We start from the raw sequence: 23,825 nt of genomic DNA on the forward strand, positions 1-23,825 counted from the left end.
TGCTTGATTAAATCAATAATAATTTTATATTGATTTAATTTAAGTTTTATGTAATGACTAGATTTTATACACATTATCTTTGATATTATTGAGTATTGTAATCTTTATGTAAGTTAATTAATAACTTTTGTGAGCTTTTTTAAAGATAAATTTAATAAAATGCTTTTATTGTTTTCTTTAAATAGGATATGAAAGTATCAATTTCTTCTTTTGTATTGTATAAATAAAAGCTTATTCTTAGTAGATGGTCTTTTTTGATATTTTCTGAAAGAAATGCAAGGTAAGCGCAAGTTTTCCCAGATCTAATTGCAATTCCCATTGTATCAAGATATGTCTCGATGTCATGTGAGTGAATATTTTTTACTGTAAATGATATTATTGATTTCCGTTTGATATCTTTATTGAGAATGAATTCAACTTCATCAATTTCTTTTAATTTTGTAACACAATATTCAATTAGTGCTCTATCATGTTCTTGAATAAATTCCATTGAGACGTTATTAATATATTCTATTGCTTTGCCAAGACCAATGATTCCTGCAATGTTTGGTGTGCCCGATTCAAATTTATTTGGAGATTCAAGAGTTTTAAAGTTAAGCTCTCCATTTTTTATGAAAATATTTTCTATGGTGTTACCTCCTAATTTGGAACTATTGAGTTTATCTATAATTTTGTCTGATATATATAAGACCCCAATGCCTGTTGGAGCAAGCATTTTGTGTCCTGAGAATACTAAAAAATCACAGTCTATTTTTTTTACATCTATATTCATATGAGGCGCCATTTGAGCTGCATCTATGAATAAAATAATTTTATTATCTCTAGCAAGCTTTCCAATTGTTTCTAAATCTTGTATAGTTCCTAATATATTGTTTATGCTAGATATAGCAATAATTCTTGTTTTATCTGTAATTAAGTTTTTTATTTGTGATGGTTGAATTATTCCCATTTCATTAAATTTTGCAAGTTTAATTTTTAATTTTAAAAATTTGGCAATATTTATCCAAGGAAGCAAATTACTATTGTGTTCGAGCATTGTTGTGATGATTTCGTCATTTTTTTTTAAAAGTTTTGAAAAGATTAATGAATTTACTACTGTGTTTATTCCATCTGTAGTGCCAGAATTAAATATTATGTTTTTATAAGACTCTGCATTGATAAATTTTTTAACAATTTTTCTTATTTTTTCTACTTTTAAGCTGGATTGTATTGCAAGTTCATGTCCGCTTCTGTACACATTTGCATTATAATTTGTGTAGTATTCAACTATAGATGAAATCACACTTTGTGGTTTTTGAGAAGTTGCGGCATTGTCAAAATAAATGATTTTTTTGTCATTAATAGTTTTATTTAGAATAGGGAAGTCTTTCCTTAGGATTTTGACTTTTTCATTTGTGTTTTTTACAAGGTTAAGATCCATTTGTTTAGTACTCTTTATTTTTATGTAAGAATTTTTATTTTAAAAATTATACCATTATTTTTTATTTTATAAATTTTATTTTGACATATAAAATTTCTTATATTTTTTTGTTAAGTCAGTTTGTGTTCTGATGTCTATATTTTATCATTATGTTTAATTTTAAGCTTTTATATTAAATATACGTTTATGTTATAATTCGTTTTATGAAAGAAATAATTTACAGATTTGAAAAAGCAGAGGATTATAAATTAGTACCTATTAATAATATTTATGGCAGTGTAACTAATACTGGAGAGATTTTTTGTGATCTTGTCTTTGAATCCACAGAAATTCCTGAAGAAATTGTTTATACTAAGACTAAAGAGGGTGCTTTGGAAGAGATTTCTGGAGAGTTTAAGAGTTCTAAAGAGAAGATAATTTTAATAAATTCTTTTGTTGGAATTTCTATTACAAAAGATACTGCTAAAAATATTGCTTATTGGCTCTTAAAAAAAGTTGATGAATTAGAAGATAATGAGTAAGACTTCTGAAGAAAGAATTAAGATTTATTTATCTAAACTGGCTAAATATAAAAATAAGATTTTAAAAGAAAACGGTATAAAAGATATTATTGAACGAGCAGATATCTCTGATGCTGATATTGAAAATATTGAAATGCGTTTTTCTAAGATATATGATAGAGCTCAGCGATTAGAAGAAATGGGGGAACTGAGTGATTCTTTAAGAGAACTTGAGACTATATATTTGTATTCTCTTCATAATAAATCTATTTTTGCTTCATTTTTTAATTTTTATAAGAGACTTGTAAGAAGAATAGATGGTAAAAATGTAAATAAAAAATTGATTCATATAAGTTTACAGGCTCGAGAATTTGGAATAGTGAGTGGGATTAACTTAAAAGAGTATGATGAAGCTGAGAGATTAAAACATCGAGTGCTAATATTATTGTTAAGTTTTGTATTAATAGCTATTATTGCATTTATTACATATACAATAATGCATCCCTTTATTAATGGCTATGAAGAGTTTGATGAAGTAAAAGATGTTAATAGGACCACGTTTCAAGGGTTACCTTCAGTTACAAGGGCATCTGATTTAGTGGTTGAATCTGTTAATCTTGCTGCAGGTCCTTATGTTTTATATCATGTTGAAGTTGAAGATGCTAAGGTGTTAGTTTTTGGAGATGCACATGCTTATCAGCTAAGAGCAGGGGTTGTTTCAGATAAAGAGCCTATTAAAAGGATTTATTATGGTGTTACTGTTTATGATGATTTAGGAAGGCCTATTTTAAATAAGGTTTTTGAAAAAACAAGTGATTTTCCTAATAAATGGAGTAAAGGTGTATATGCACCAATTGATTTTATATACAATATTTCCAAAGAGATTAATGGACATCCTAAAAAAATGGTTCTTGATATACGTTTAGTTGAATTTTTTAGTGAAGTTGATAATTTGTCTAGTGTTAATTTAGAAACAAGTTCTTCAATATTAAATTTTAAATATCTTGGGAGTTATTTTAATGAATCTTTTGGAATTTATGAGGCTAATTCTTTAATAGAGGTTTACAATGGTTCAAAAGATAATATTAAAGGTTTGGAAATTGAAATGACTTATGTTTCTAAGGATAGTCAGATTATTAGATCGCTGCAGCGAAAGTTAATTTCTGAAGCCAATTCTTTTCTTAAGCCTTACTCTAGGCAAAGTTTTTCGTTAAAGACGATTTTCCCAAAAGAGATTTATCCAAATATTAAAGAAGAGTTGTCCTCTATTAAGATTGTGAATGTATTTGTAAGATAGTATTTTTATGTATAAAATATTGATTTATTTATAGAATTTCTTTTTCTTTAAACTTTGAAATAATATTTAGAGGAATAAGCGTTGTTGTAATACTAATTAGCGTGTAAGATAAGAGAATAATTAAGCTAAATTTGTAGCTTATTTTGATATTAAATTCAGAGATATAATAATCAGAGTTTAAAAGTTCTGTGTTATAAGTTCCAAATATTTTTAAAATTGTATTAATAATAATATCTATTATATTAATTAAATATTCGATATTAATGGTTATGTAATTTCCAATGATTATTCCTATTATGCAAGATATTGAGCTTAGAACAAGTGCTATTAATATAAATATTAGTTTGAGACTTGAATTATTCATTCCAATTGATTTAAATATTGCAATTTTCTTTTTATTTTCAAGTATTAACATACAAAGAGATGAGGATATATTAATACTTGCAAATATTACAATAAATGCCATAATAAATATTAAAAGTTTTTTGCTGATATCTAAGTTTGTATATTTGTTTAAATAAAGCTCATAAAATGTTTTTATTTTGTATTCTTGAAATTCTTTTTGAATATTTTTCTTTAAATTATCAGTTTTTTCTTTGATATTGGGTTTGATAGAAATTCCAATTATTCTTTTAGAAAATTCTTCCGACATGATATTTGAATCTTGTAGTGAGATGAGAACTAAGTTTTTGTCAACTTCTCTTAAACCCGTTTCAATGATTCCTGATATATTAAACTTTTTTGCTTTGGGGAATATTTTTTGATGCTTATTATTTGGTACTACTATATAAATAGATTCGTTGATGTTTAAATTAAGTCTGTCTTTAATTTGTTTTGATATCAATATTTCATTTTTGTTGAAGCTCTTTGTGCCGTCTATTAATTTTATATGCTTATTTTCATCAATAAATTTGTTCTCTATTGCTCTTATTAATACACCTTGTTTTTTATTATTTCCGATTATTCCGTAGGTTCTTCTTTCAAAAAAATATTTTAGTTCATCATGTTGGTATTCTTTTTTTAATTTTTCTAATTTAGACTTAAGATATGTATCTTTTTGAATTTCATTATATTCAATTTGTACGGAAAATCCTTCATTTTCAATATATTTTTCTATTGTAGAATTCATTATATTGTTTGACATGTAGTAGACAATAATTAAAGGAATCATTACTAAACTTAAAGATATTCCAGAACCAATCAAGGCTTTTTTATTTTTTGAATTTATAAATATTATGTATGCTATTTTTGTGAGTTCTTTGATATTTGGACGCATCATATTCTCTTTAGTGTTTTTTCTTTAAGTTCATATTTTATATCTGCTTTATTTGAAAATTCTGGATTGTGACTGACTAAAATTAGTGTTTTGTGAAATGTTTTAGCTGTGTTTATTAATAAAGATTCTACCGTTTTTGCGGTGTTAATATCCAGATTACCAGTAGGTTCATCGCATAAGATTATGTTTGGTTCATTTATTAAAGCCCTTGCAATTGCTGCTCTTTGTGCTTCTCCTCCTGAGAGCTCTGAAGGGTAGTGATCTCCTCTTGTATCTATTTCTAATATTTTCATTAAGCGTAGAGCTTTTCTATTTATTGTTTCTAAGTTATCTTTCCCCTCAATTATTTTAGGTAAAATAATATTTTCAAATACACTAAACTCATCAATTAAATTGTGATTTTGAAATACAAGACCTATTTTTTTGTTTTTATATAAACTTAGGGTTTTTTCACTTGCATTCTTTAAAGATATTCCGCATGAAATTATGTCGCCTGAATCCATTTTATCAATTCCTGATATGATGTTAAAAAGTGTAGATTTCCCACATCCGCTTTTACCTTGAATTGAAATAAAGTCCCCATCTTTTACATTTAAATTTAAATTTTCTAATACTTTTATTTTTGTTTTGTTTTTAGTGTATGTTTTATGTATTTCCGTTATACACATAATATTTTTCATTTATGAGGCTCCGTTTATTTTATCAACATATTTGATCTTTTTTGTTACCTTTAGGCTTGAGCATATGGTAAACAAGCAAGCAAAAAATAGTGTGAACATTAAATCACTTAAAAATATTTTAGGTGTAATTGTGTTTTTAACTATTTTGATTTCTATATTTTCTAGTTTTAATTTTAATACATAATTTATAGTATTAATCAGGCTGTTTATTAAAATATCAATTACATTTAAAATTTCATTTATATTTGAAGATATTATAATGCCCGCAATTAATCCAATAATTCCTCCGAGTATGCAGATTATTACTGAATGAATTAAGAAAATTTCCCTGATTTTTTGCGATTTAAGCCCTAAGGATAAGATTATTGAAATCGATTTGCTTTTATTGATTATAATTCTTTTTTGTAAATAATATGTGTTAACGGCAATGACAAGAAATATGCTTGTTAAAATGATTAACATTGTATTCCTTTCTATTTTTAGTGCTTTATAGAATTCTTTATTATATTCGTTCCATGATTTAAATTGGATGTTGGGATTAATATTTTTTATTTTGTTTATTAAGCTTTTGCTAGGATATAAATTTTGTGTTTTTATTTGATATTTAATATCTGAATCTTTTATAATTTGTTTTTTGTAAAAGTAATTAATATTCATAAATATTGTGGATTCATTTATTTTGGCATAATTGCTCTTAAAAATGGCTTTTATTTTAAAATATTTTACTTCGTTTTTTAATATTTGTAAATTTTTTATTTCATCACTTAATATTAATCCTATTATGTCGCCTTCAAGTAGGCCTAAGTTATATGAGAGTACATCTCCTATTATGATTTCATCATCGTTAAGTTGGAGTTCAGATTGTGTAAGGCCTGTTAGTAGGATAAAATTTTTATCTTCTATAATGTCTTTTGTGTCAAGTGCAATGATATTCAAGATACTTGGATAGTAATAGTTTTCAATTCCAATGCCTTGTGTTTCATAGATTTTATTTATTTGAATTATTTCTTTAATCTCTTTGAGAGCATTAAGCCCTTGATCATTTAATTGGCTTTCAATTTTTAAATTACCACTCTCTAGAGTAGATATGCTTGTGAAAAAGTCATTTTGAAAACCATTCATTATTGATATTGTGATAATGATAATTATTTGTCCAAGCACTATGCTTAAAACTATTACAATTGTGAGTGATAAACTATTTTGTTCATCTAAAATCAATCTTTTCAATAAAAATTTATTTAATCCCATTTTTATCTCTGTTAATATTTTTATTTATTTCTTCAATAATTTCGTCATTTTTGTATCTTACTTTAAAGATAGGATTTCCATTGTAGTATATTTCTTGTTCGTATTCATGATCATTAAAATAGTCAGTTTTTAATAATATTAAGTTATTTTCATAAATTGTTTTTGACGTTAACCTATTATCAGAATTATATTCATATTTTGTTTTAGTGTTATGTTCTTTTTTGTTTTCTTTTACAGTTACATTTTCAACTATAACGTTTCCAGATTCATTATATTCAAAATCACTGATCTCTGTTATTTTATTGTTTTTGTATATTTCTTTTTTGATTAAGTTAGGACCTTTATATTTTGATATAATTTTTATGTTGCCTTCTTCTTTTTCTTCGGTATTGATTATTTCATTATCATCTAAATATTGATTTTTTTCTCTAGATTTGATTTTGTTATTGTCTAATATTATGCTTTCTAAATTTCTTTTTTGATCATCATATTGAATTACTTTTGTTTTGGACTTTTTTATGTCGAAGTATGTGGACTTTATCTCCCCATTGATTCCGTAATTCCAAACTTGAAAATCTGAACCTGTTATTTTTAAAAGCTTGCCACTAGAATCTTTCATGTAGTGTAGTGTTTTTGGCTTTTGGTTTAAAATTTTGATTTCTTTATAAATTAAATCATTGTTTTTATAAAAAAAATCGACAGATTCAAGAATTATTCCTTTAGGACTATATTTTATTTCTTTTATTTTATTGTTCAAATTGTCATAAATTTCTTCTTTTGTTTTGATATCTTTTTCATTATAGAATGTTAATTTTTTTTTATCATCTTTTATTGTTTTTTGTGTTTTGTATTTTATTAGTTGTAGGTCTTTAAAGAGACTAAATTTTTCAATTTCATTAATTTTCGTGTATTCAATGTAGAATCCTGTTTGTGGGATTTCATATATTTCTTGATATTTATTGAAAAATATGTCGGATATAAAGTAATTTTGCCCATATGTACTTGGTATTATAAATATTAAGAATAATATTACTATCTTTTTTGTCATAATAATTTATTCAAGTAGTCATCAATGTTGAATTCTTTAATATGTTCTACTTGTTCCCCAAATGTAAAGAAGTATATTGGTTTCTTAAATAATTTTGAGATATTTATTATTCCACCTGCTCTAGATGATGAGTCAAATTTTGTGGCTATTATTCCATCAATTTCTATTGCTTTGTTAAATATTTCTGTTTGATTATTTATATTCTTTCCAGAGATAGAGTCTATTACTAATATTTTTTTATAGTTAGCATTTGTTTTGCTCATTTGCTTTTTGATTACATTATCCATCTTTTGGAGTTCTTTGATTAGATTTTCTTTGTTTTGAAGTCTTCCTGCTGTGTCAATTATTAATATATCATAATTTTTGGTCTTTGCACTTGAGATGCTGTCAAATATTACTGCTGCTGCGTCGCTTCCTTGATTTTGAGATATGACTTTAATTCCAATTTTTTCGCTCTGTATTTTAATTTGTTCAATTGCTGCTGCTCTGAATGTGTCTGCTGCAGCTATTAATACGTTTTTACCTTCATTTTTAAATTTATTTGCAAGCTTTATGATGCTTGAGGTCTTGCCAACTCCATTCACCCCAATTATCAATAATATGTTTAATCTTTTATTCTCTAAGTTTAGGGATTGTTGGTTTATGTAACTTTTAAGAAAATCTTTTAGTTTTAAGAGTGTTTCTTCTTCATCTTTGACTTTAAGTTTTTTTATATTTTCTATTATTTCAATTACTATATCATTTTTAATATCTGCTTCTAAGAGAATATCTTCTAAATTTTCAAATATTTGTGTTTTTTCTTTGTTCTTAAATAAATTTTTTATCTTGTCGAAAATGCCCAAAATTTTCATTCTCCTATTTTTTATTGTTTGCTAAATAATTTTACAATAATTTATTCACCTCTGCTTGCTTCTTGAATATATTGTACCATATGAATTATTAACGGTATAAAACTGCCAACAGAAAGTGTAATTCCTGTAGCAAGTAAAAATGTTGTAATCATTTGTTCTGATTTTGCGTTGTATAGATCATGAGGTGATATTTTACGTCTAATAATATTCTTTAAAGCGATATTATAAAGTTCTGATGATTCATTGTATTTTGTTATGGCAAAGGCAGTACCTATTAAATTTAATGTGAAGATCCCGAGATTTATATAGAATTGATCTCTTTTTATAATAAGTTCATTTTTATTGTCTTTTAACATTTCAATATTAATTTCTTTATCTTCTTTGCTTATCATTTTGAACATGTTTTTGTATCCTTTAGCTTGTAATAAAATAGATTCTATGCCCTCAGGTTCTTCAATTTCAATTGGAGTTTCTCCTATGAATATTCCTTTTTTAAATACTTTGGATGTTACATTACTTGTAATTGGTATTTTTCCAGAATTTGTTTTTTGTAAGTTGATATTTAAGTTAATTGTATCTCCGCTTTTTACCTTTTGCTTTACTGTATGGGGTTTGTAAGTTGTGCTTATTATGTTAATGATAATTTCTTTGTTCGGGAGTTTAGAAATATCCCATATATCATTGTTATATATTCCTTTTGATACAAATTGTTCGTTTATATATATTTTAGCATCTAAATTATTGATGACATTGATCTTAATTTTAATAAATTCTCTTCCTAATATTTCTTCAAAACTAAGCTCTGCTATTTTGTTTGCAATATCATCAACGGATGATGATAGGTGAAAAATTTCTTTTTTAACCTTGACTCCTTGAGGAGTGATATTGCTAATTTCAACTAGATAATATTTTTCTATTTTTTTAAGATGTATATAATTGATGAAAAATAGCTCTTGACTTATTAAAAATTCTGTGTTTAAATTTGATGGATGTATTTTTTCTTTATGTTTTATGTATTTTGTTTTCATTTTTTTTAAATTTATAAGGTACTCTTCAAGTTCTTTTTGTTTAATTTTAATATTTTCAATGTCTTTTTTAAGCTCGTTTATCTTGATTTCTATTTTATTTTCTTCTCTGGAACTTATTGCATTTTGTAGCTTTTTTTTGTCCATATCTTCTTTTAGTTTGCTAATCTCTCGTTCTTTATTCACTATATTTTGATTTATGTAAATGTGTCTGATGAAATCTTTATCATTATTATTTACAATATGTTCATTGATTGTCTTATAAATTTTATCTAGTGTTTGCTCAATGCCTTCTTGAAGATTTTTATTTTCATCTTGTGTGTTGATGATATAAGAAAAACCATACTCAATTTTACTTTGAGGATATGCTAGTTTTAATGTTAAGATTAAAAATAATGTTATAATTAACTTAGATTTTTCCATTTAAGATATTCTTCTATAAAGTTATCAATGTTTCCATCCATAACAGATATGATGTTTGGATTTTCAAATTTTGTTCTGTGATCTTTGACTAAAGTATAGGGTTGAAAGATGTAAGACCTTATTTGATTGCCCCAAGATATATCTTTTTTCTCCTCTTGTTTAGATTTATTTTTTTGTTGTTCTAGTACTTTGTAGTGTTCATAAAGTTTTGATTTTAATACTCTCATTGCTAGATCTTTATTTCTATGTTGGCTTCTATCGGTTTGAGATTGAGTTACTATTCCCGTTTGAAGGTGTGTAATTCTAACAGCAGAAGATGTTTTATTGACATGTTGCCCTCCTGCTCCTGAGGCTCTATATGTATCAACTCTAATATCTTCTGGTTTAATTGTTATTTCAATTTTATCATCAATTACAGGATCAATGAAAACAGATGCAAAAGATGTGTGTCTCTTTTTTGCAGCGTCAAAAGGAGAAATTCTTACAAGACGATGTATTCCTACTTCACTTTTTAAAAATCCGTAAGCATATTCTCCTTTTATTTCAATTGTAACAGATTTAATGCCCCCCTCAGCTTCAAGTAAGTCTATGAGTTCTGTTTTGTACCCATGTCTTTCAGAATATCTTAGGTATATTCTATATAACATGCTAACCCAATCACAAGCTTCTGTGCCACCTGCTCCTGAGTGTATTGTCAAGAATGCATTATTGATATCAATATCTTCTTTAAAATAAGATAATGTTAGGAGATGCTTATACTGTTCTTTTAGTTTATTAATGTCTTGATCGATTAGCGCTGTATCTTCTTCGTTTTCTGCAATTTCGCAGAGTTCTCTTAAGTCTTTGAGTTTACATATCAAATCTTCCCAAGGTTCAATTTTGGCTTTTAAAATATTTTGATTTTTAAGGATCTCTTGTGCTTTTTTATTATCATTCCAAAAATTTTCATCATTCATTTGTTTTTCATATTCTTTAAGTTCTATCTTGATCTTATTGCTGTCAAAGTTTCCTCCATACATTTTCAATTTGTTCCAAAAGTTCATTTATTTTTTCTCTCATTATAAACCCTCGATATTATTTATTAACATAATTATATTTGGAATTAAAGATAAAATGAACATTATAAAAAAATATATTGTTTCATTGGCTAATATTTTTGATGTTAATTTTTTTTCAAAACTTTTCTTTGTTAGGGTTATTAATATAAGAGCTATTAAGATGCTGAATGAAGATAAAATGATTATTTTAATGCCTTCTAAAAAGTTATGACTTTTATCTAATGCAAAGAATGTTATTGCAATTAAACTACTATTGGATAGCAGAAAGTCGTTTGAATATTTTGATTTGTTGTTGTAAACAATTAAGATATTGTTTAATGTTTTTAGTATTATCGTTAGTATATAGATCAATGTTATATATATAATTGGTATTATAAATAATAAGTTATGTTCTGAGAATAATTTATAAACGTAAAAAAGACTTGAATAAATTAATAAAGAAGTTATTATAACGACCAAATACTTTTTTGATAATGTCTTGTTATCGTTGATTTTTATGTCTTCAATTCCGATAAAGTGTATTAGTAATAGATTATTTACTAATAGATACATTATTAAACTATTTTTCATAATTTATATAATTTCTTCTCCATTTTCGTTTTTATATTTTATTGTTTTTGCTTGATTCATGCTTAAATGATGCAATATTTTTTTAATCTGAAATGTTAAGCTATATTTTTTTATTAATGTTGAACTTATCTGTAGGATAAAAATGGATATTACAGCTGCTAAAGTTTCAAGTGGAATATAGCTTAATGTTATAAAATATGCTAAAGATAATGTAATTCCATAAAGTATTTGTTCAAATTTAAAAGGGGGGGCTATTTGTAATTCTGTGCTCATTGTAAATACTAAAATCATTGGAATTGGTGATATTATTAGAGTTAGCATATCAAAACTTATATAACTGTAAAGACCAAGACTTTTGAGGATATAAGCAATTAGTAGCAGACTTACATAAAAAGATAGTGGTATTAATTTATTTATGATAAATTTTTCAAGAATAAATGAGAAACCAATGTAAATCAAAATGGGGGATAAATATTTTTCGTTTTGTAATCCTAACAAGTTTTCAACGTGAAATCTTGGTATCATTATATTTAGATTAGATAATATATTGTCATTTATAAATTTTTCAATCATATCAATGTGCTTGTTTTCGTATCTTTTAAATTCTTTTAGGCTTTCTAAATTTTGAGTGTTTGAACTTTTCTGCATTATTTTATTCCAGGTAGGAATTATATCTTCTTGCTCTGAGAGTTTTTTAGAATATGTATTCTTAAAACTTGATGGAAAGTTTAGTAATAAAAACATGAACGATATTAATATGGGGTTTACAAGAAATTTGGAAAGCTTTGAGAAATAAAAAAATACTAAAAATGTAAAAAGTAATGTCATTATTTTTAATATGATAGGGAAATTTAAAGGTAAGATTATATTGATAATTAATGAAGTATATATAAAGAATGAGAGATATTTATGTTTGGATTTTAGCATTATTGGAATATATGAGCACAAGCTTATCATTGTTAATATTAAAGTATCAATTAAAAATTTTATGTTGTTTGTAAAAGAGAATATTAAACTAGGTATTAAGGCTAGGATAATGGTTAAATAGATATCTTTTAAGTTATTCTCAGTGTATATTGGTTCATTGTTGAGGCTTAAATTTAAAATCTTTTCCTTTATTTCTTTTTTTACTTTGTTTATTTCATCTTCTGTTTCAGTTTCAGTATATTGCAGATATTGTAATTGTTTATTAGAAATGTTATTTTTGCCCTTAATCTTTGATAAAATAATCTCTTCCATATATAGTGGTGAAAAACTAGGTGTTTTTAAGAATTTTATTTTACTCAATATTGATTCTTTTTTTAATATTGTAATGCTGTATATATCTCTTGTTATAGGTATATTTAGATTGTTTATTTTTATCTTATTTGCAGGATTGTTTATAAATATGTCATATTTTTTTGTATCAATATCTTCATTTATTATTTGTTGGATAGATGTTCCAATTTTTACTTTGATTAGTTTACTTTGTATTTTTTTGTTGCCGTTTATGGTTATAAACTTTTCTTTATACGGGGAGTTTGTTTTGAGTGTACTATATACATTATAAAGGTCTTCGACATTAGCTAAAAGTATGTTTTTATTTGGATTTATATTATTTTTTATGCTCTCTTCATTGTATAAAAAGTGCATGATTACTTCATGATTTGAATATGGATATGAAGTATTGGGAATTAATTTGATAGTTAATCTTTTGTCTTGAAATATATTTAAGTTTGCAAGTTCTTTTTTTAAGTGATAGTTGCTAAGTACTATTAATATTTCTTTGAATTTAAATATTTTGTCTATTGTTTCAAAACCATAAATAATTTCATCTAATTTTTCTTTTATTAATATTTCTGAGATATTTGTGAATGGATCTTTACCATTTATTAAGAAAAGCATTTTATCTATTTTTTTGCATTTACTTACATATTGAAACAGTGAATGTTCATTAAACCAGGGAATTCCTAGTCGAATTAACTTTTCTAGTGTTTTTTCTCTTGATTCTTCCTCAACTGAGAGTTCTTGTTCGTTTTTTATTCTTCCGTGAAATCTTATTAATGCTGATTTTAATTGGTGTTCACCTGGAAGATTAGCTGTATATATTTTTTCGATTGTTCCAGATATTGGGGAATATGTGTATAGTTCTGCATTTTTATTTTTTGATAATATTTGTCCTTCTGTGATTCTTTGATTTTCAATGATGTATATTGTAGATTTTGCATTTTCTGTTTCTAGTGGAATTAAAACACATTCAGGCATTTGAATTTCATCTATATTTACTTTATACTGCTTTTTTATTTTTAGTTTTTTTGAGTTAGACATCAAATATTTCCTCTAATATATTTTTTATAGCTTTTTTCACTCATATTTAAAAGAATTGTAAATCTTATTGCTTTAAATAGGAATAGCAATAAGAAAAACGGTAATGAGAGAGTGAACAAAGTTGTAAAATTATCTTTATTGATTGCAATATTAGCAGATGTTTCTTTATATATTAAAATTGGATTTCCATTATCTAAGAATAATTTTGAGAGTTCTTTATTAAGGTTTTTGGATATAAATCCTTTGTCTACTTTGTATACAGTTTTTTGGTTGATAGTTATTTTGTTGTTTTCTATTTCAAAGTAGTCCTCTTTTACATGTGTGTTTACTTTGCCATATTGAGATGTGATTTTATATTTAAGTTCGTTTTGGTAAAATATGTGATACATATAACCCACAATATTTGGAATTTCTTCATTATGTCCTACCATTAAGTAAATATTGTTGGGGTTTAAATAGTCAAAATAGTTCAATTTTTTACTGTAAAGATAATTTAAGTTGTTATAAGCATTAAGTATATTTTGTGCATAAAAGAATGGCATTAATGATGCTATGAATAACATTATATGTATGAGGATCTTGAATTTTAGTATTTTTGTTTCTCGTTTTTGTTCTTTTATTTCAATTAAGGATAAAAATGTGTGTTTGAGATTGCTTTCAGTTTTTATCCAAGTGAATATTAAAAAAATACAAAGTGTTGATATTGATACAAAAATAATCAGAAGTGCTTCGAGGTTGGTTGTGAGAAAATTAATGATAACAATAAAGTAAAATACTATAAATAAAAATAAAAATATTGGAATTTTAATTTTCTTAATTAATACTGTGAAGCTAATATCTCTTGGGTATATTTTATTGTAATTTTTATTAAAATTATCAATTAATGTAAATAATAGGTAAGAGAGTATAGTTAAAGGATAAAAATATAGTATTTCATCGCTAAATATGAATATAGTACATGAACTTATTAGAAAAAGGATTATAAAGGGTGCATATTTGATGTTTAATAGTAATAAAAGTATCATAATTGTTATGAATGTTATGCTTGAAAAATATTTAATTTTAGTTTTGTAGTTAAGTGAGTGCATTTCTGCTTCAATCTTTTGATCTTGCTTTAATTTTCTAAGATCGCTATTGGTGAATGCTGATTCGACATAAAGTATTTTTTTCTTTTCTATATTGAAGAGGTTAAATAATTTTTTTAAAAATAGATCTTTGCGAAGATCATAGTCATTAAGGTGAATTAATTTGTCTATTGTTATCTCTTTGAAATTGGGGAAGTCTAATATATTTACTTTTGTTGTGTATTCAGATATTGTTTTATATCCTAATGAGTTTATGTAGTCATTTGCGGTTTTTAAATCTTCTTCTCCTTTGAAGTATATTGGTTTATAATCTCCAAATTTTGCCATATTGCAAGAGATTAGTAATAGTATTAACAGTATATGTAAAAATTTTGGTAGTTTCATTTTTTCCTTTATAATTTGTTATTTATATTATTCTATATTATTCGGCTGCATATTACCCATGCGGAAATTATACCAATAAGTATTCCTGTAAATACTTCCTTTTTTTTGTGTCCCTTAACCACTTTGATTTTTAAAGGTTCAATTTTGATTTTCATTTTTAATTGTTCTGACAAAGCGTTTAGGTATTCTGCTTGAACCCCTGCCATGTATCTGACTCCGAATGAATCTCTTATTGTTATTAAAGCAAAAGCCAGAGCAATGATAAAGTTAGTGTTTATTCCTTCTGTTATTAATATTGATGTGGCAAGAGCTGTTACTGTTGAAGAGTGACTACTGGGCATTCCTCCTGTTTCCAAGAAAATGCTTTTTAAAAGGTGTTTTGGGTTTGTTTTGAATTTTTTTGTCTTCATTGCTTGAATAATATATTTAATCATTTGTGCAACAATGCCTGAAACGAAACAAGACAGGAAAAGGTCATTTGTGAATAACTCTTTTATCATGATTTGATTACTCCGTTTTATATTACGAATTGTCCATTTTGTATTATTGTATGTTCTTTGTTTGATTTGTCAATGCCAATGACGTTTATGTCATTACTACCAATCATAAAGTCTGTATGAATTAAAGAAACATTACAGCCATAATCTAATTTTTCATCATCAGTCTTTAGTTCTTGTCCGTTGCTTAAACAAGAGGGATATGCATTGCCCAGTGCAATGTGGCAACTTGCATTTTCATCGTATAGTATATTGTAAAACGTTAAACCACTTTGATATATTGTAGAGTTACAGTCTACTAATGCAACTTCTCCTATATATTGTGCTTGAATGTCAGTTTCCATATGTTTTTTTAATATGTTTTTTGAATGTTCATTGTCACATCCAAAGTTGATTACTTTTCCATCTCTGAATTCTAGCCATGTTCCGGTTATTAAGTTTCCAAGTATCGTTATTGGACGGGTTACATACATGATTCCATTTGTTTTTTTGTAATTAGGGGTTGTAAAAATCTCTTCAGTAGGCATATTTGCATTAAATTCAATATCCGTTCCTCTTATTTTTTCACTTCCTCCTGTCCAAATAGAACTTTCTAGAAGATATATTTCTAAATTTGTTTTCTGGTTTTTAAAAATTATTTTTTCTAATTTGAGTTCATTTAGGATTTCGCATCTTTGATGAAGTTTTTTTCCATGGTCTTCCCATGCCTTTATTGGATCTTTTGAGTCGAGTAACATGATTTTTTTTTGAATTTTAAAAAATTCTTCTAATGTTTCTTGATTTTCAGGTTTATTTAAAACTTTTGCAGCCCATTTTGGACCTGGAGCACAAATTATGCACCATGCTAATTCGTTATTCATTATTGCACTTGAAACTTTTCTTGATGCTATATTTAGTGCTTTAAAGTATTTTGATATTTTTTTACTGTCATTATCTTTCAATGTGTCTAAATTTTCTGTGTTATCAATTCGTATCTTTGCCCATTTTTCATTTATCATTTCTTCAAAAAATTTATGCTTGAAATCTGGAATAAACTCTAAGAGATCTTCTGGTGATGATTTTAATCTGGTTTTTAAAATGTCAGTGTCTTCAATATTGAGTTCTACGTATTTTGCCCCATATTCATAAGCTTTTTGTGCTAGAATTTTTAAAAATTCGTAATTTTCAATTGAACCTGTAATAAGTATGCATTGATTCTTTTGTAAGTTAATTCCTTTTAAGATAATGAGCTCTGCATATTTTATTAAATCTGTTTTCATATTGTGTCCTATGCTATACAGGTTCTTCTAAAATGTTGTCATTAATATAATGTGCAACAGCCTCATTATCATTAGTGCCTATTATTTCTAAATATGATAACATTTTCTTTAGTCTATAATTTGCATTACCCATTAATAATCCTTTGTTTACATTTTCTAACATGTCAACATCATTAAACCCATCTCCAAATGCAATTGCTTCATTTAAATTAATATGGATGCTTTTAAGGACGTCTTTTAATGCATTTCCCTTTGAAACTCTGTTATTAACAATTTCAAGTGAGTGTGGTGTTGATAAATAAGCATTTATTTCTTTTCTGTATTTTTCTAAAATTATTGCTTCGTATTTTATTAATTGAGGTTCTTCATCATGCAGTAATAATATTTTTGCTATATTGTTAAAGTTTTTAATTTCTCTAAAACTGTTGACTTCATGATATTTTATACTTATATCTTTTAGTTCATGTTCTATATATTTGTGTTTCCTTAACAATTCATGTTTTTTAAATATATTATTAATAGCATTTTTAGTTATGTTATCAGCGTAAAGCCTTTCATCTATATCTTCAGATTTTTGTAAAAAATGGGGTATATCTTTGTATTTGTTCTCTCTGAGATTTAAAATCTCATTTACAATTTCAGAGGACAAGTCATAACTACTTATCAATTGCCATTGATTGTTGTAGACTCTTGCTCCATTTAATGTTATAAAAAATGAAACATGTGAGTTTAAGTGTTCTGTAAGGGAAATTATTTCATTTTTGCTTCTTCCTGTTGCAATAATAAACTTTTTGTTTTCTTTTGTTAGTTTTTTTATTACAATCTCACTAAAAGCTCCTATCTGGCTATTTGAGAGTAGAAGTGTGCCATCAAGATCAGAAATAATAGCCTTAATATCTTTCATACTTTTGTCCTTTGATTTTACCGTTGGATTTAATTATAACAAATAAAGAAATTTTTTAAAATTGAATTATTTGTTATAATTAAATAAAAGTTACTTTTTAAAATCTAAGGAGCTTGCTTTTATGGGAATTAGTACAAAAATATTTTCATTGAGAAATTTGATGATGAAAAGTGAAATCGATGCGTATTTAATAGCAAGTTATGATCCACATATGAGTGAATATTCTCATGTTAGATTTAATATTCGTGAATTTATTACAGGATTTACAGGAAGTGCTGGGACAGTAATCGTTACAGAAACAGAGGCAGTGCTTTTTACAGATGGTAGGTATTTTTTACAAGCATTGAGTGAACTTGAAGGAACCGAGTTTAAATTGATGAGACTTGGAGTTAAAGGGTATCCTGATATTTTTAGTTACATAAATGCAAATCTTAAGGGCTTAAGGCTTGGAATTTATTCTGAAGATGTTAATATAAAATTTTATAATGATTTGGTTCAAAATTGTAGACATACAGATATTGAGATCTTACATGAAGATTTAGTTTCTAAAATTTGGCAGGATAGACCCGTTTTAGAAAGCAATAAGATATTTGAGTTGAGTGAAGCTCAAAAAATCGATAGAAGAACGGATAAGCTTGATAGAGTTAATGCAAAATTAGAAGAAAAGGCAATTGATTTTTTTATCATAAGCTCTTTGGATGAAATAGCTTGGCTTTTAAATTTAAGAGGTTTGGATATTGAATCATCCGCTTTATTTTATGCTTTTTTGTTTATTGCTAGAAGTGAGAGATATAAGAATGTTCTTTTTATTAATATTGATAAACTTGATTCTGAGTTAAGAGAGAGGTTTGAGGCCGAAGGTTTTGAGATTGAAGATTATGGTAATTTTTATTCGTTTTTAGCAGAGATTAATCATGAAGGGAAATTTTTTATATCAGTTGAGAGTAATGTTAAAATATTGGAATCTATTGGTAAATCAAATGCAGTACTTGGAGGGAGTATTGTTAATGAACTTAAGGCGATAAAATCAGATTATGAGATTAGTAAGATGAAAGAGGCTCATATTATTGATGCTGTGAGTTTGATTAAATTTTTGTATAAATTTAAGAGTTTAAGCAAAGATGAGCTTTCTAAGTTAGATGAGGTTGATGTTGCAAATATGTTGTTAAAATTTAGGACAGCAAGAGATGAATTTTTTAGTTCTAGTTTTGATTCAATAGTTGGATTTAAAGAAAATGCGGCTTTGCCTCATTATCGACCTACAAAAGGAGCTAAAAATCTTGATGGTAATGGATTGCTTTTAATAGATTCTGGAGGTTCTTACCTTGAACTTGGTACAACAGATGTTACAAGAACTATTTTAATTGGAGAAGCATCTTGTAAAGAGATGGAAGATTATACTTTAGTCCTTAAGTCTTTTATTGCTCTTGCGTCTTTAAAATTTCCATTTGGGACTTTAGGTTCTTCTCTTGATGGTATTGCTAGATTTCCTTTGCTAAAGCAAGGATTGAATTTTGCTCATGGAACAGGTCATGGGGTAGGCTTTTTTCTTAATGTTCACGAACTTCCTGTTTCTATTAGTCCTTTGTCTACTTATTCTTTTAAAGGTTCTGAAATTGCTTCAATTGAGCCTGGGCTCTATCGAGATTCTGAATATGGAATTAGAACTGAAAATTTAGTTTTTGTGAAGCAAAGTTATTCAAATGAATTTGGAACTTTTTTGGAGTTTGAAAATCTAACTCTTGTGCCTTTTGAAAAAGAATTAATAGTTACCGAAATGCTTTCAAAGGATGAATTAGACTATATTAATAGTTATCATGAATTTATATATTCTAGTTTGAAAGAATATCTTAGTGGTGATGAGCTGAAATTTTTAGAGATATTAACTAATAAGATATGAGATTTGTAAGCTTATTTGTAATATTTATTGTTTTTGGTTTTGTGCATTTATTTTCGCTGTCATCAGATATTATTTTTTATGATTCTTATAAAGATGCTATGAATGAGGCCCGAAATTTACATAAAAATGTTTTAATATTGGTTGGAAAAGATATTAAAGGTAATTTGATAAGAGATTTTTTAAAGTCGTTTGAAGATGATAACCTTCTTAAGGCTATTGCTAAAAATAATGTTTTTTTAATTATTGATGTGAATAATGAAATTTTTGGTAAGATTAATTTAAAAAAAAGTCCCACCTTGTTTTTTGTTAATTCACAGAGTGAGCAAATTAAGGCCGCGTATATTGGTTCTATTAGGAATACTGTTCAGAGCAATCAAGAGTTTTTAAATTATGCTTTGGGAGTTTCTAAATTAGATGATATTATTTATAAAAAGAATAACTATGAAATTAATACTCTTGATGACAAAGTTTTTTTTTATAAAACATTGGACGGTCATTGGAGATTAAAAATGAATGGTCAAGACAAAAAACTCCTTCCTTCAAAAATAGAGCTTAAGGAATTTTTAGTATTTAAGGATGAAAATGAGGGTAAGCTTTATGCTTTTCCTAAGTCTAGGAAAGGGAGTATTTATTTCTCAGAAGCAGAAAATGAGGAATGGAAGCTTTTTGGACAAATAAAGTTATAGTTTAAATTTTAGTTGAGGGTTTTATGAAAATATTTTTTTATCCTAATGATCTATTGCGAGTAAAGACAAAGGCGGTTTTAAATATTGATAATGAGCTTAGAAATACTGCTTTTAAAATGGTAAATTTGATGGATGCTAATAATGGTGTTGGGCTAGCGGCACCTCAAGTAGGTCTTGATTTGTCTATTTTTGTGATCAGAGAAAATGCAATGTCAAAACCTTTAATTTTTATTAATCCTTTGATAACAGAAACTTCTGTTGAACTTGTTCTTTATAAAGAAGGTTGTTTGAGTATTCCTGGAGTTTATTATGATCTCTTGAGGCCAAAATCTATTGTAGTTGAAGCTTATGATGAAAATGGTGAGTTTTTTAAGATTGAAAGTTCAGATTTGTTAGCCAGAATTGTTCAGCATGAAATGGATCATTTAAAAGGTGTGCTTTTTATTGATTATTATGAGGATAAACTTAAGAATGAATTGTTGGAGCCTTATATGAAAAAAAGGAGGTTTATTAAAACTTGAGGATTTTTTTTGCAAGTTCTGACAGTATTGCTTTAGAGGTTTTAAAGAAAGTCTCAGATCATTATAATGTAGTTGGTGTGTTAACTGCTCCTGATAAGCCTAGTGGTCGTGGTCTTTTTTTAAAAGTTAATGACATTAAAGTTGAGGCCATTAATAGGAATATTACTGTTTTAGATCCCGTTGTACTTAATTCTGATGTAATAGGAATGGTTAAGAAATTAAAACCTGATCTTATGTTAGTTTTTTCTTATGGAAAGATATTTAGGCAAGAATTTTTAGATATTTTCCCAATGGGTTGTGTTAATATTCATCCTTCTCTTTTACCAAAATATAGAGGACCTTCCCCCATTCAAACCGCTATTTTAAATGGTGATGCTATTGGAGGGATTACTATTCAAAAAATGGCTTTGGAGATGGATAGTGGCAACATTTTAGCACAGAGTCAGTTTGAAATAAAGAGCTTTAATACAAGTGATGATGTTTTTAAATATGTTTCTTTAAATAGCTTTAATCTTGTTTTGGAAGCTTTAAGTAAACTGAATAAAGGACATATTGGCATTGTTCAAGATTCAAGCCAGGCAACATATTGTTCTTTTTTAAATAAACAACATAGAATGCTTGATTTTAATTTGAGTGCCTTTGAGATTAAGAATAAGATCAATGCTTGCAATCCTTGGCCACTTGCAAGAGCTAAGCTTGATAAAGATGAAATTATTTTTCATAGAGCTGACTTTATAAAGACTACTGATTATAGTGATCAGACAATAGGAAAAATTGTTTCATTTGATCCTAGTAAAGGTATTTTGGTGAAGACAGGAGATGGAATTTTATTGTTATTAGAGCTTCAAAGATCTGGGAGGAAGGTTGTAGATTATAAGTCTTTTTATAATGGAAATAGGGATTTGATAGGTGAAATTTTTCTTAAATCTTAAATATGAGGCTATAAGGAGATGATATAGTATTGAGTGATAATAGACCACCACATAATAAAAATTTTTTAGATGATAAAAATTTAAGTAGTAGTAATGATTTGTGTGAATATAATGAAAATTTCGATAGGAAAGTTCTCACATTGCCCAAACATGTAGCTAAGGGTTTAATACTTACTATTTTTGGTTCTTTAATTATTTCGTGTGCAATATTTTTTATTTTTTTAAAAAGTAGTGATATTGTTGTTGTTCCGAATCTTAGTGAACTTTATCTTGAAGATGCAATTACTGAGCTTCAAAATAAAGAACTTATTCCTTATGTTGAACTTAAATTTTCATCAACTTCTCTTGATAAGGGAAAGGTAATAGATCAAAATCCTAAGGAAGGTACTGTTTTAAGACTTGATAGTAAGGTTAAGATCTTTATTAGTAAAGGAGCTGTGATCAATAAAGTTGATAGTTTTATTGGAAAAAATATTGATGATGTGCTTATTAATTTAAAAGCCAATTCAATTAATAATAACAGGATGCTTTATCATTTGTTAAAACCCATTGAAATTGAGAGTACTCTTCCAAAGGGGACAATAATTCGTCAGGAACCATCTCCAGGTACTAAGATTTCAAGCTTAGTTGATCTTCAATTTTTAGTAAGCAAGGGGCAAGGAGGCTCCCCTGTTAAATATGCAAAAAATTATATTGGTCTTTATTATAAAGATGCGATTATTTCTCTTTTAAATGATGAGATTGCTTTTGATGTGAATTTGTCAAGTGGCAATGATTTTGGAAGTGTTATTTTTCAATCTTTATCTCCCGGTAGTAAAATTGAAAATTTAGATAAATTAACAATTACTATTAATGAACCAAGGAGAAATGATACAAGTGTTTTTGGGTTTTTGACTTATAAATTGGATATGTACTCATCTAGTGTGGATATAATGGTTAAGATCAAGGATTCTAGTGGAAGTAGTTCTTTGCTTTATTCTTTTAGATCTAAGGGCGGACTTATTAAATTGCCTTATGAGGCATTAAAAGGTTCGATAATTGAACTTTATATTTATGATAAACTTGTGAATCAAACAGTAGTAAACTGAGTTTATTTGTTTTATTTGTATTCTTTTCACTTTTAAAGTGAATTTAAAAGTGAAATGTTTGGTAATATGCTTATTTGTTTGATACATATTTAAGATGTTAAAAAATATTATTTAATATTCATTTTTGATGTGATAATAGCGGATGCTACAATTGTGGCCGTTTCTGTTCTTAAAATATTTGATGAGATATTATAGGCATTAAAATTATATTCTTTGATTAAGTTTATTTCTTTTGTTATAAATCCTCTCTCTGGTCCAATAATAACAGCTGTATTCTTTGTTTGTATATTTAAGTCAACTAATTTGTTTTTGCTTTCTCTTTCAAGTAGTATTTTTGTGGTATTATCTCCCTCATATTCTGTGTTCTTTAAAACTCCTCTTAGATTATTAAAAATTTTGACTTTTGGTATGTAGGTGATTCCACCTTGCATGGCACCTTCTATTAGATATTTTTCATATTCCCTTTCTTTAAAGAGTTTGGAACATAAATAAGATTTTTCGCTAAGTAAAGCATTAAAAAAAATCAGTTCAGATATTCCGATGCTTCCAAGATGTGTAATTATTCTTTTTGCTGCAATTGGTCGCACTAAACCAATTATTACTTTTAACTTTTTTAGCTTGTTTGACTTTGCTATTTTACGATTTTCTCTAAAAAAAAGTTTTACATCTTTTTGATATACGCATGAGTAAATGTATTTTTCCCCAATAATACCAAACTTAAATGTTTCATTATTTTTAAGTTTTAATATCTCATTTATGTGTTTTACTCTTGAATCATTGAGTATCAATCCGTTTTTAAGTTCATCTGGGTTTATTAATATTAAGTTCATTTCTATATGTAATCCTTTATTAATTATATTGTATAT

General features: G+C 26.4%; 22 protein-coding genes. 7 read left to right on the forward strand and 15 right to left on the reverse strand.

Annotated features, from left to right (window positions below; translation table 11 throughout):
• Window positions 1-151: 151 nt before the first annotated feature.
• Complete coding sequence (locus R5397_RS03985; protein ID WP_421622980.1) at window positions 152-1,420, reverse strand: cysteine desulfurase; 1,269 nt, start codon at window positions 1,418-1,420, stop codon at window positions 152-154.
• A 203-nt stretch (window positions 1,421-1,623) separates the two neighbouring features.
• Between R5397_RS03985 and R5397_RS03990 the strand changes: the two genes are divergently transcribed.
• A complete protein-coding gene (locus R5397_RS03990; protein ID WP_247065224.1) occupies window positions 1,624-1,941 on the forward strand; it encodes a hypothetical protein in 318 nt (105 codons plus the stop codon).
• A complete protein-coding gene (locus tag R5397_RS03995; protein ID WP_421622981.1) occupies window positions 1,934-3,217 on the forward strand; it encodes a hypothetical protein in 1,284 nt (427 codons plus the stop codon). The genes R5397_RS03990 and R5397_RS03995 overlap by 8 nt, the downstream gene beginning before the upstream one ends.
• A 28-nt stretch (window positions 3,218-3,245) precedes the next feature.
• On the opposite strand, the gene R5397_RS04000 is transcribed toward R5397_RS03995, so the two are convergent.
• From R5397_RS04000 to R5397_RS04060, 13 genes are all read right to left on the reverse strand, one after another.
• A complete protein-coding gene (locus tag R5397_RS04000) occupies window positions 3,246-4,496 on the reverse strand; it encodes an ABC transporter permease (RefSeq protein WP_421622982.1) in 1,251 nt (416 codons plus the stop codon).
• Window positions 4,493-5,173, reverse strand: coding sequence for an ABC transporter ATP-binding protein (locus tag R5397_RS04005; protein WP_247065220.1), 681 nt, complete (start codon window positions 5,171-5,173; stop codon window positions 4,493-4,495). The genes R5397_RS04000 and R5397_RS04005 overlap by 4 nt, the downstream gene beginning before the upstream one ends.
• Window positions 5,174-6,421, reverse strand: a complete 1,248-nt coding sequence (locus R5397_RS04010) for an ABC transporter permease (protein ID WP_247065218.1) — start codon at window positions 6,419-6,421, stop codon at window positions 5,174-5,176. It lies immediately after the preceding gene.
• Window positions 6,408-7,469 (reverse strand): hypothetical protein, encoded by a 1,062-nt coding sequence (locus R5397_RS04015; RefSeq protein WP_421622983.1) that lies wholly within the window; start codon window positions 7,467-7,469, stop codon window positions 6,408-6,410. Before R5397_RS04015 ends, R5397_RS04010 begins: the two co-directional genes overlap by 14 nt.
• Complete coding sequence (gene ftsY, locus R5397_RS04020; RefSeq protein WP_421623068.1) at window positions 7,466-8,311, reverse strand: signal recognition particle-docking protein FtsY; 846 nt, start codon at window positions 8,309-8,311, stop codon at window positions 7,466-7,468. Before ftsY ends, R5397_RS04015 begins: the two co-directional genes overlap by 4 nt.
• 50 nt (window positions 8,312-8,361) lie before the next feature.
• Window positions 8,362-9,768 carry a hypothetical protein gene (locus R5397_RS04025; RefSeq protein WP_421622984.1) on the reverse strand — a complete coding sequence of 469 codons (1,407 nt, stop codon included), beginning with the start codon at window positions 9,766-9,768 and terminating at the stop codon, window positions 8,362-8,364.
• Window positions 9,750-10,827 (reverse strand): peptide chain release factor 2 gene (prfB, locus tag R5397_RS04030; protein WP_421622985.1). Its coding sequence is split into 2 segments (ribosomal slippage): window positions 9,750-10,773 and window positions 10,772-10,827, totalling 1,080 coding nucleotides; the frame shifts between segments, so codons are not numbered across the junction. The genes R5397_RS04025 and prfB overlap by 19 nt, the downstream gene beginning before the upstream one ends.
• Window positions 10,827-11,396, reverse strand: coding sequence for a hypothetical protein (locus tag R5397_RS04035; protein WP_421622986.1), 570 nt, complete (start codon window positions 11,394-11,396; stop codon window positions 10,827-10,829). Before R5397_RS04035 ends, prfB begins: the two co-directional genes overlap by 1 nt.
• Window positions 11,397-11,399: 3 nt before the next feature.
• Entirely contained in the window at window positions 11,400-13,703 is a 2,304-nt protein-coding gene (locus R5397_RS04040; protein WP_421622987.1) for an RnfABCDGE type electron transport complex subunit D, read from the reverse strand.
• Window positions 13,703-15,172, reverse strand: a complete 1,470-nt coding sequence (locus R5397_RS04045; protein ID WP_421622988.1) for a hypothetical protein — start codon at window positions 15,170-15,172, stop codon at window positions 13,703-13,705. The genes R5397_RS04040 and R5397_RS04045 overlap by 1 nt, the downstream gene beginning before the upstream one ends.
• 32 nt (window positions 15,173-15,204) lie before the next feature.
• Window positions 15,205-15,672, reverse strand: coding sequence for a divergent PAP2 family protein (locus R5397_RS04050; RefSeq protein ID WP_421622989.1), 468 nt, complete (start codon window positions 15,670-15,672; stop codon window positions 15,205-15,207).
• A gap of 17 nt (window positions 15,673-15,689) precedes the next feature.
• Complete coding sequence (locus R5397_RS04055; protein ID WP_421622990.1) at window positions 15,690-16,928, reverse strand: aminopeptidase; 1,239 nt, start codon at window positions 16,926-16,928, stop codon at window positions 15,690-15,692.
• A 13-nt stretch (window positions 16,929-16,941) separates the two neighbouring features.
• Window positions 16,942-17,832 carry an HAD family hydrolase gene (locus R5397_RS04060; protein ID WP_421622991.1) on the reverse strand — a complete coding sequence of 297 codons (891 nt, stop codon included), beginning with the start codon at window positions 17,830-17,832 and terminating at the stop codon, window positions 16,942-16,944.
• 121 nt (window positions 17,833-17,953) lie between these two features.
• On the opposite strand from R5397_RS04060, the gene R5397_RS04065 reads away from it, so the two are divergent.
• From R5397_RS04065 to R5397_RS04085, 5 genes are read left to right on the forward strand one after another with little or no spacing between them, the layout of a single operon-like run.
• Window positions 17,954-19,732: a M24 family metallopeptidase gene (locus R5397_RS04065; protein ID WP_421622992.1), complete on the forward strand. Its 1,779-nt coding sequence runs from the start codon at window positions 17,954-17,956 to the stop codon at window positions 19,730-19,732.
• Window positions 19,729-20,418, forward strand: coding sequence for a hypothetical protein (locus tag R5397_RS04070; protein WP_421622993.1), 690 nt, complete (start codon window positions 19,729-19,731; stop codon window positions 20,416-20,418). Before R5397_RS04065 ends, R5397_RS04070 begins: the two co-directional genes overlap by 4 nt.
• A 23-nt stretch (window positions 20,419-20,441) precedes the next feature.
• Window positions 20,442-20,939 carry a peptide deformylase gene (gene def / locus R5397_RS04075; protein ID WP_247065195.1) on the forward strand — a complete coding sequence of 166 codons (498 nt, stop codon included), beginning with the start codon at window positions 20,442-20,444 and terminating at the stop codon, window positions 20,937-20,939.
• Complete coding sequence (gene fmt, locus R5397_RS04080) at window positions 20,936-21,871, forward strand: methionyl-tRNA formyltransferase (RefSeq protein WP_247065193.1); 936 nt, start codon at window positions 20,936-20,938, stop codon at window positions 21,869-21,871. The genes def and fmt overlap by 4 nt, the downstream gene beginning before the upstream one ends.
• A 29-nt stretch (window positions 21,872-21,900) precedes the next feature.
• The gene (locus tag R5397_RS04085; protein ID WP_421622994.1) at window positions 21,901-22,959 is read left to right on the forward strand and encodes a PASTA domain-containing protein; all 1,059 of its coding nucleotides are present in this window, start codon (window positions 21,901-21,903) and stop codon (window positions 22,957-22,959) included.
• Window positions 22,960-23,066: 107 nt separating this feature from the next.
• On the opposite strand, the gene R5397_RS04090 is transcribed toward R5397_RS04085, so the two are convergent.
• A complete protein-coding gene (locus R5397_RS04090) occupies window positions 23,067-23,789 on the reverse strand; it encodes a 16S rRNA (uracil(1498)-N(3))-methyltransferase (protein WP_421622995.1) in 723 nt (240 codons plus the stop codon).
• Window positions 23,790-23,825: the final 36 nt, after the last annotated feature.

Source organism: Borrelia sp. MN22-0132 (assembly GCF_049201035.1).
Lineage (GTDB): Bacteria > Spirochaetota > Spirochaetia > Borreliales > Borreliaceae > Borrelia > Borrelia puertoricensis.

Coding starts and splice junctions, on each gene's coding strand:
- R5397_RS03985 (WP_421622980.1), bottom strand. CDS start 1,420: ATGGATCTTAACCTTGTAAAAAACACAAATGAAAAAGTCAAAATCCTA.
- R5397_RS03990 (WP_247065224.1), top strand. CDS start 1,624: ATGAAAGAAATAATTTACAGATTTGAAAAAGCAGAGGATTATAAATTA.
- R5397_RS03995 (WP_421622981.1), top strand. CDS start 1,934: ATGAGTAAGACTTCTGAAGAAAGAATTAAGATTTATTTATCTAAACTG.
- R5397_RS04000 (WP_421622982.1), bottom strand. CDS start 4,496: ATGATGCGTCCAAATATCAAAGAACTCACAAAAATAGCATACATAATA.
- R5397_RS04005 (WP_247065220.1), bottom strand. CDS start 5,173: ATGAAAAATATTATGTGTATAACGGAAATACATAAAACATACACTAAA.
- R5397_RS04010 (WP_247065218.1), bottom strand. CDS start 6,421: ATGGGATTAAATAAATTTTTATTGAAAAGATTGATTTTAGATGAACAA.
- R5397_RS04015 (WP_421622983.1), bottom strand. CDS start 7,469: ATGACAAAAAAGATAGTAATATTATTCTTAATATTTATAATACCAAGT.
- R5397_RS04025 (WP_421622984.1), bottom strand. CDS start 9,768: ATGGAAAAATCTAAGTTAATTATAACATTATTTTTAATCTTAACATTA.
- R5397_RS04035 (WP_421622986.1), bottom strand. CDS start 11,396: ATGAAAAATAGTTTAATAATGTATCTATTAGTAAATAATCTATTACTA.
- R5397_RS04040 (WP_421622987.1), bottom strand. CDS start 13,703: ATGTCTAACTCAAAAAAACTAAAAATAAAAAAGCAGTATAAAGTAAAT.
- R5397_RS04045 (WP_421622988.1), bottom strand. CDS start 15,172: ATGAAACTACCAAAATTTTTACATATACTGTTAATACTATTACTAATC.
- R5397_RS04050 (WP_421622989.1), bottom strand. CDS start 15,672: ATGATAAAAGAGTTATTCACAAATGACCTTTTCCTGTCTTGTTTCGTT.
- R5397_RS04055 (WP_421622990.1), bottom strand. CDS start 16,928: ATGAAAACAGATTTAATAAAATATGCAGAGCTCATTATCTTAAAAGGA.
- R5397_RS04060 (WP_421622991.1), bottom strand. CDS start 17,832: ATGAAAGATATTAAGGCTATTATTTCTGATCTTGATGGCACACTTCTA.
- R5397_RS04065 (WP_421622992.1), top strand. CDS start 17,954: ATGGGAATTAGTACAAAAATATTTTCATTGAGAAATTTGATGATGAAA.
- R5397_RS04070 (WP_421622993.1), top strand. CDS start 19,729: ATGAGATTTGTAAGCTTATTTGTAATATTTATTGTTTTTGGTTTTGTG.
- def (WP_247065195.1), top strand. CDS start 20,442: ATGAAAATATTTTTTTATCCTAATGATCTATTGCGAGTAAAGACAAAG.
- R5397_RS04090 (WP_421622995.1), bottom strand. CDS start 23,789: ATGAACTTAATATTAATAAACCCAGATGAACTTAAAAACGGATTGATA.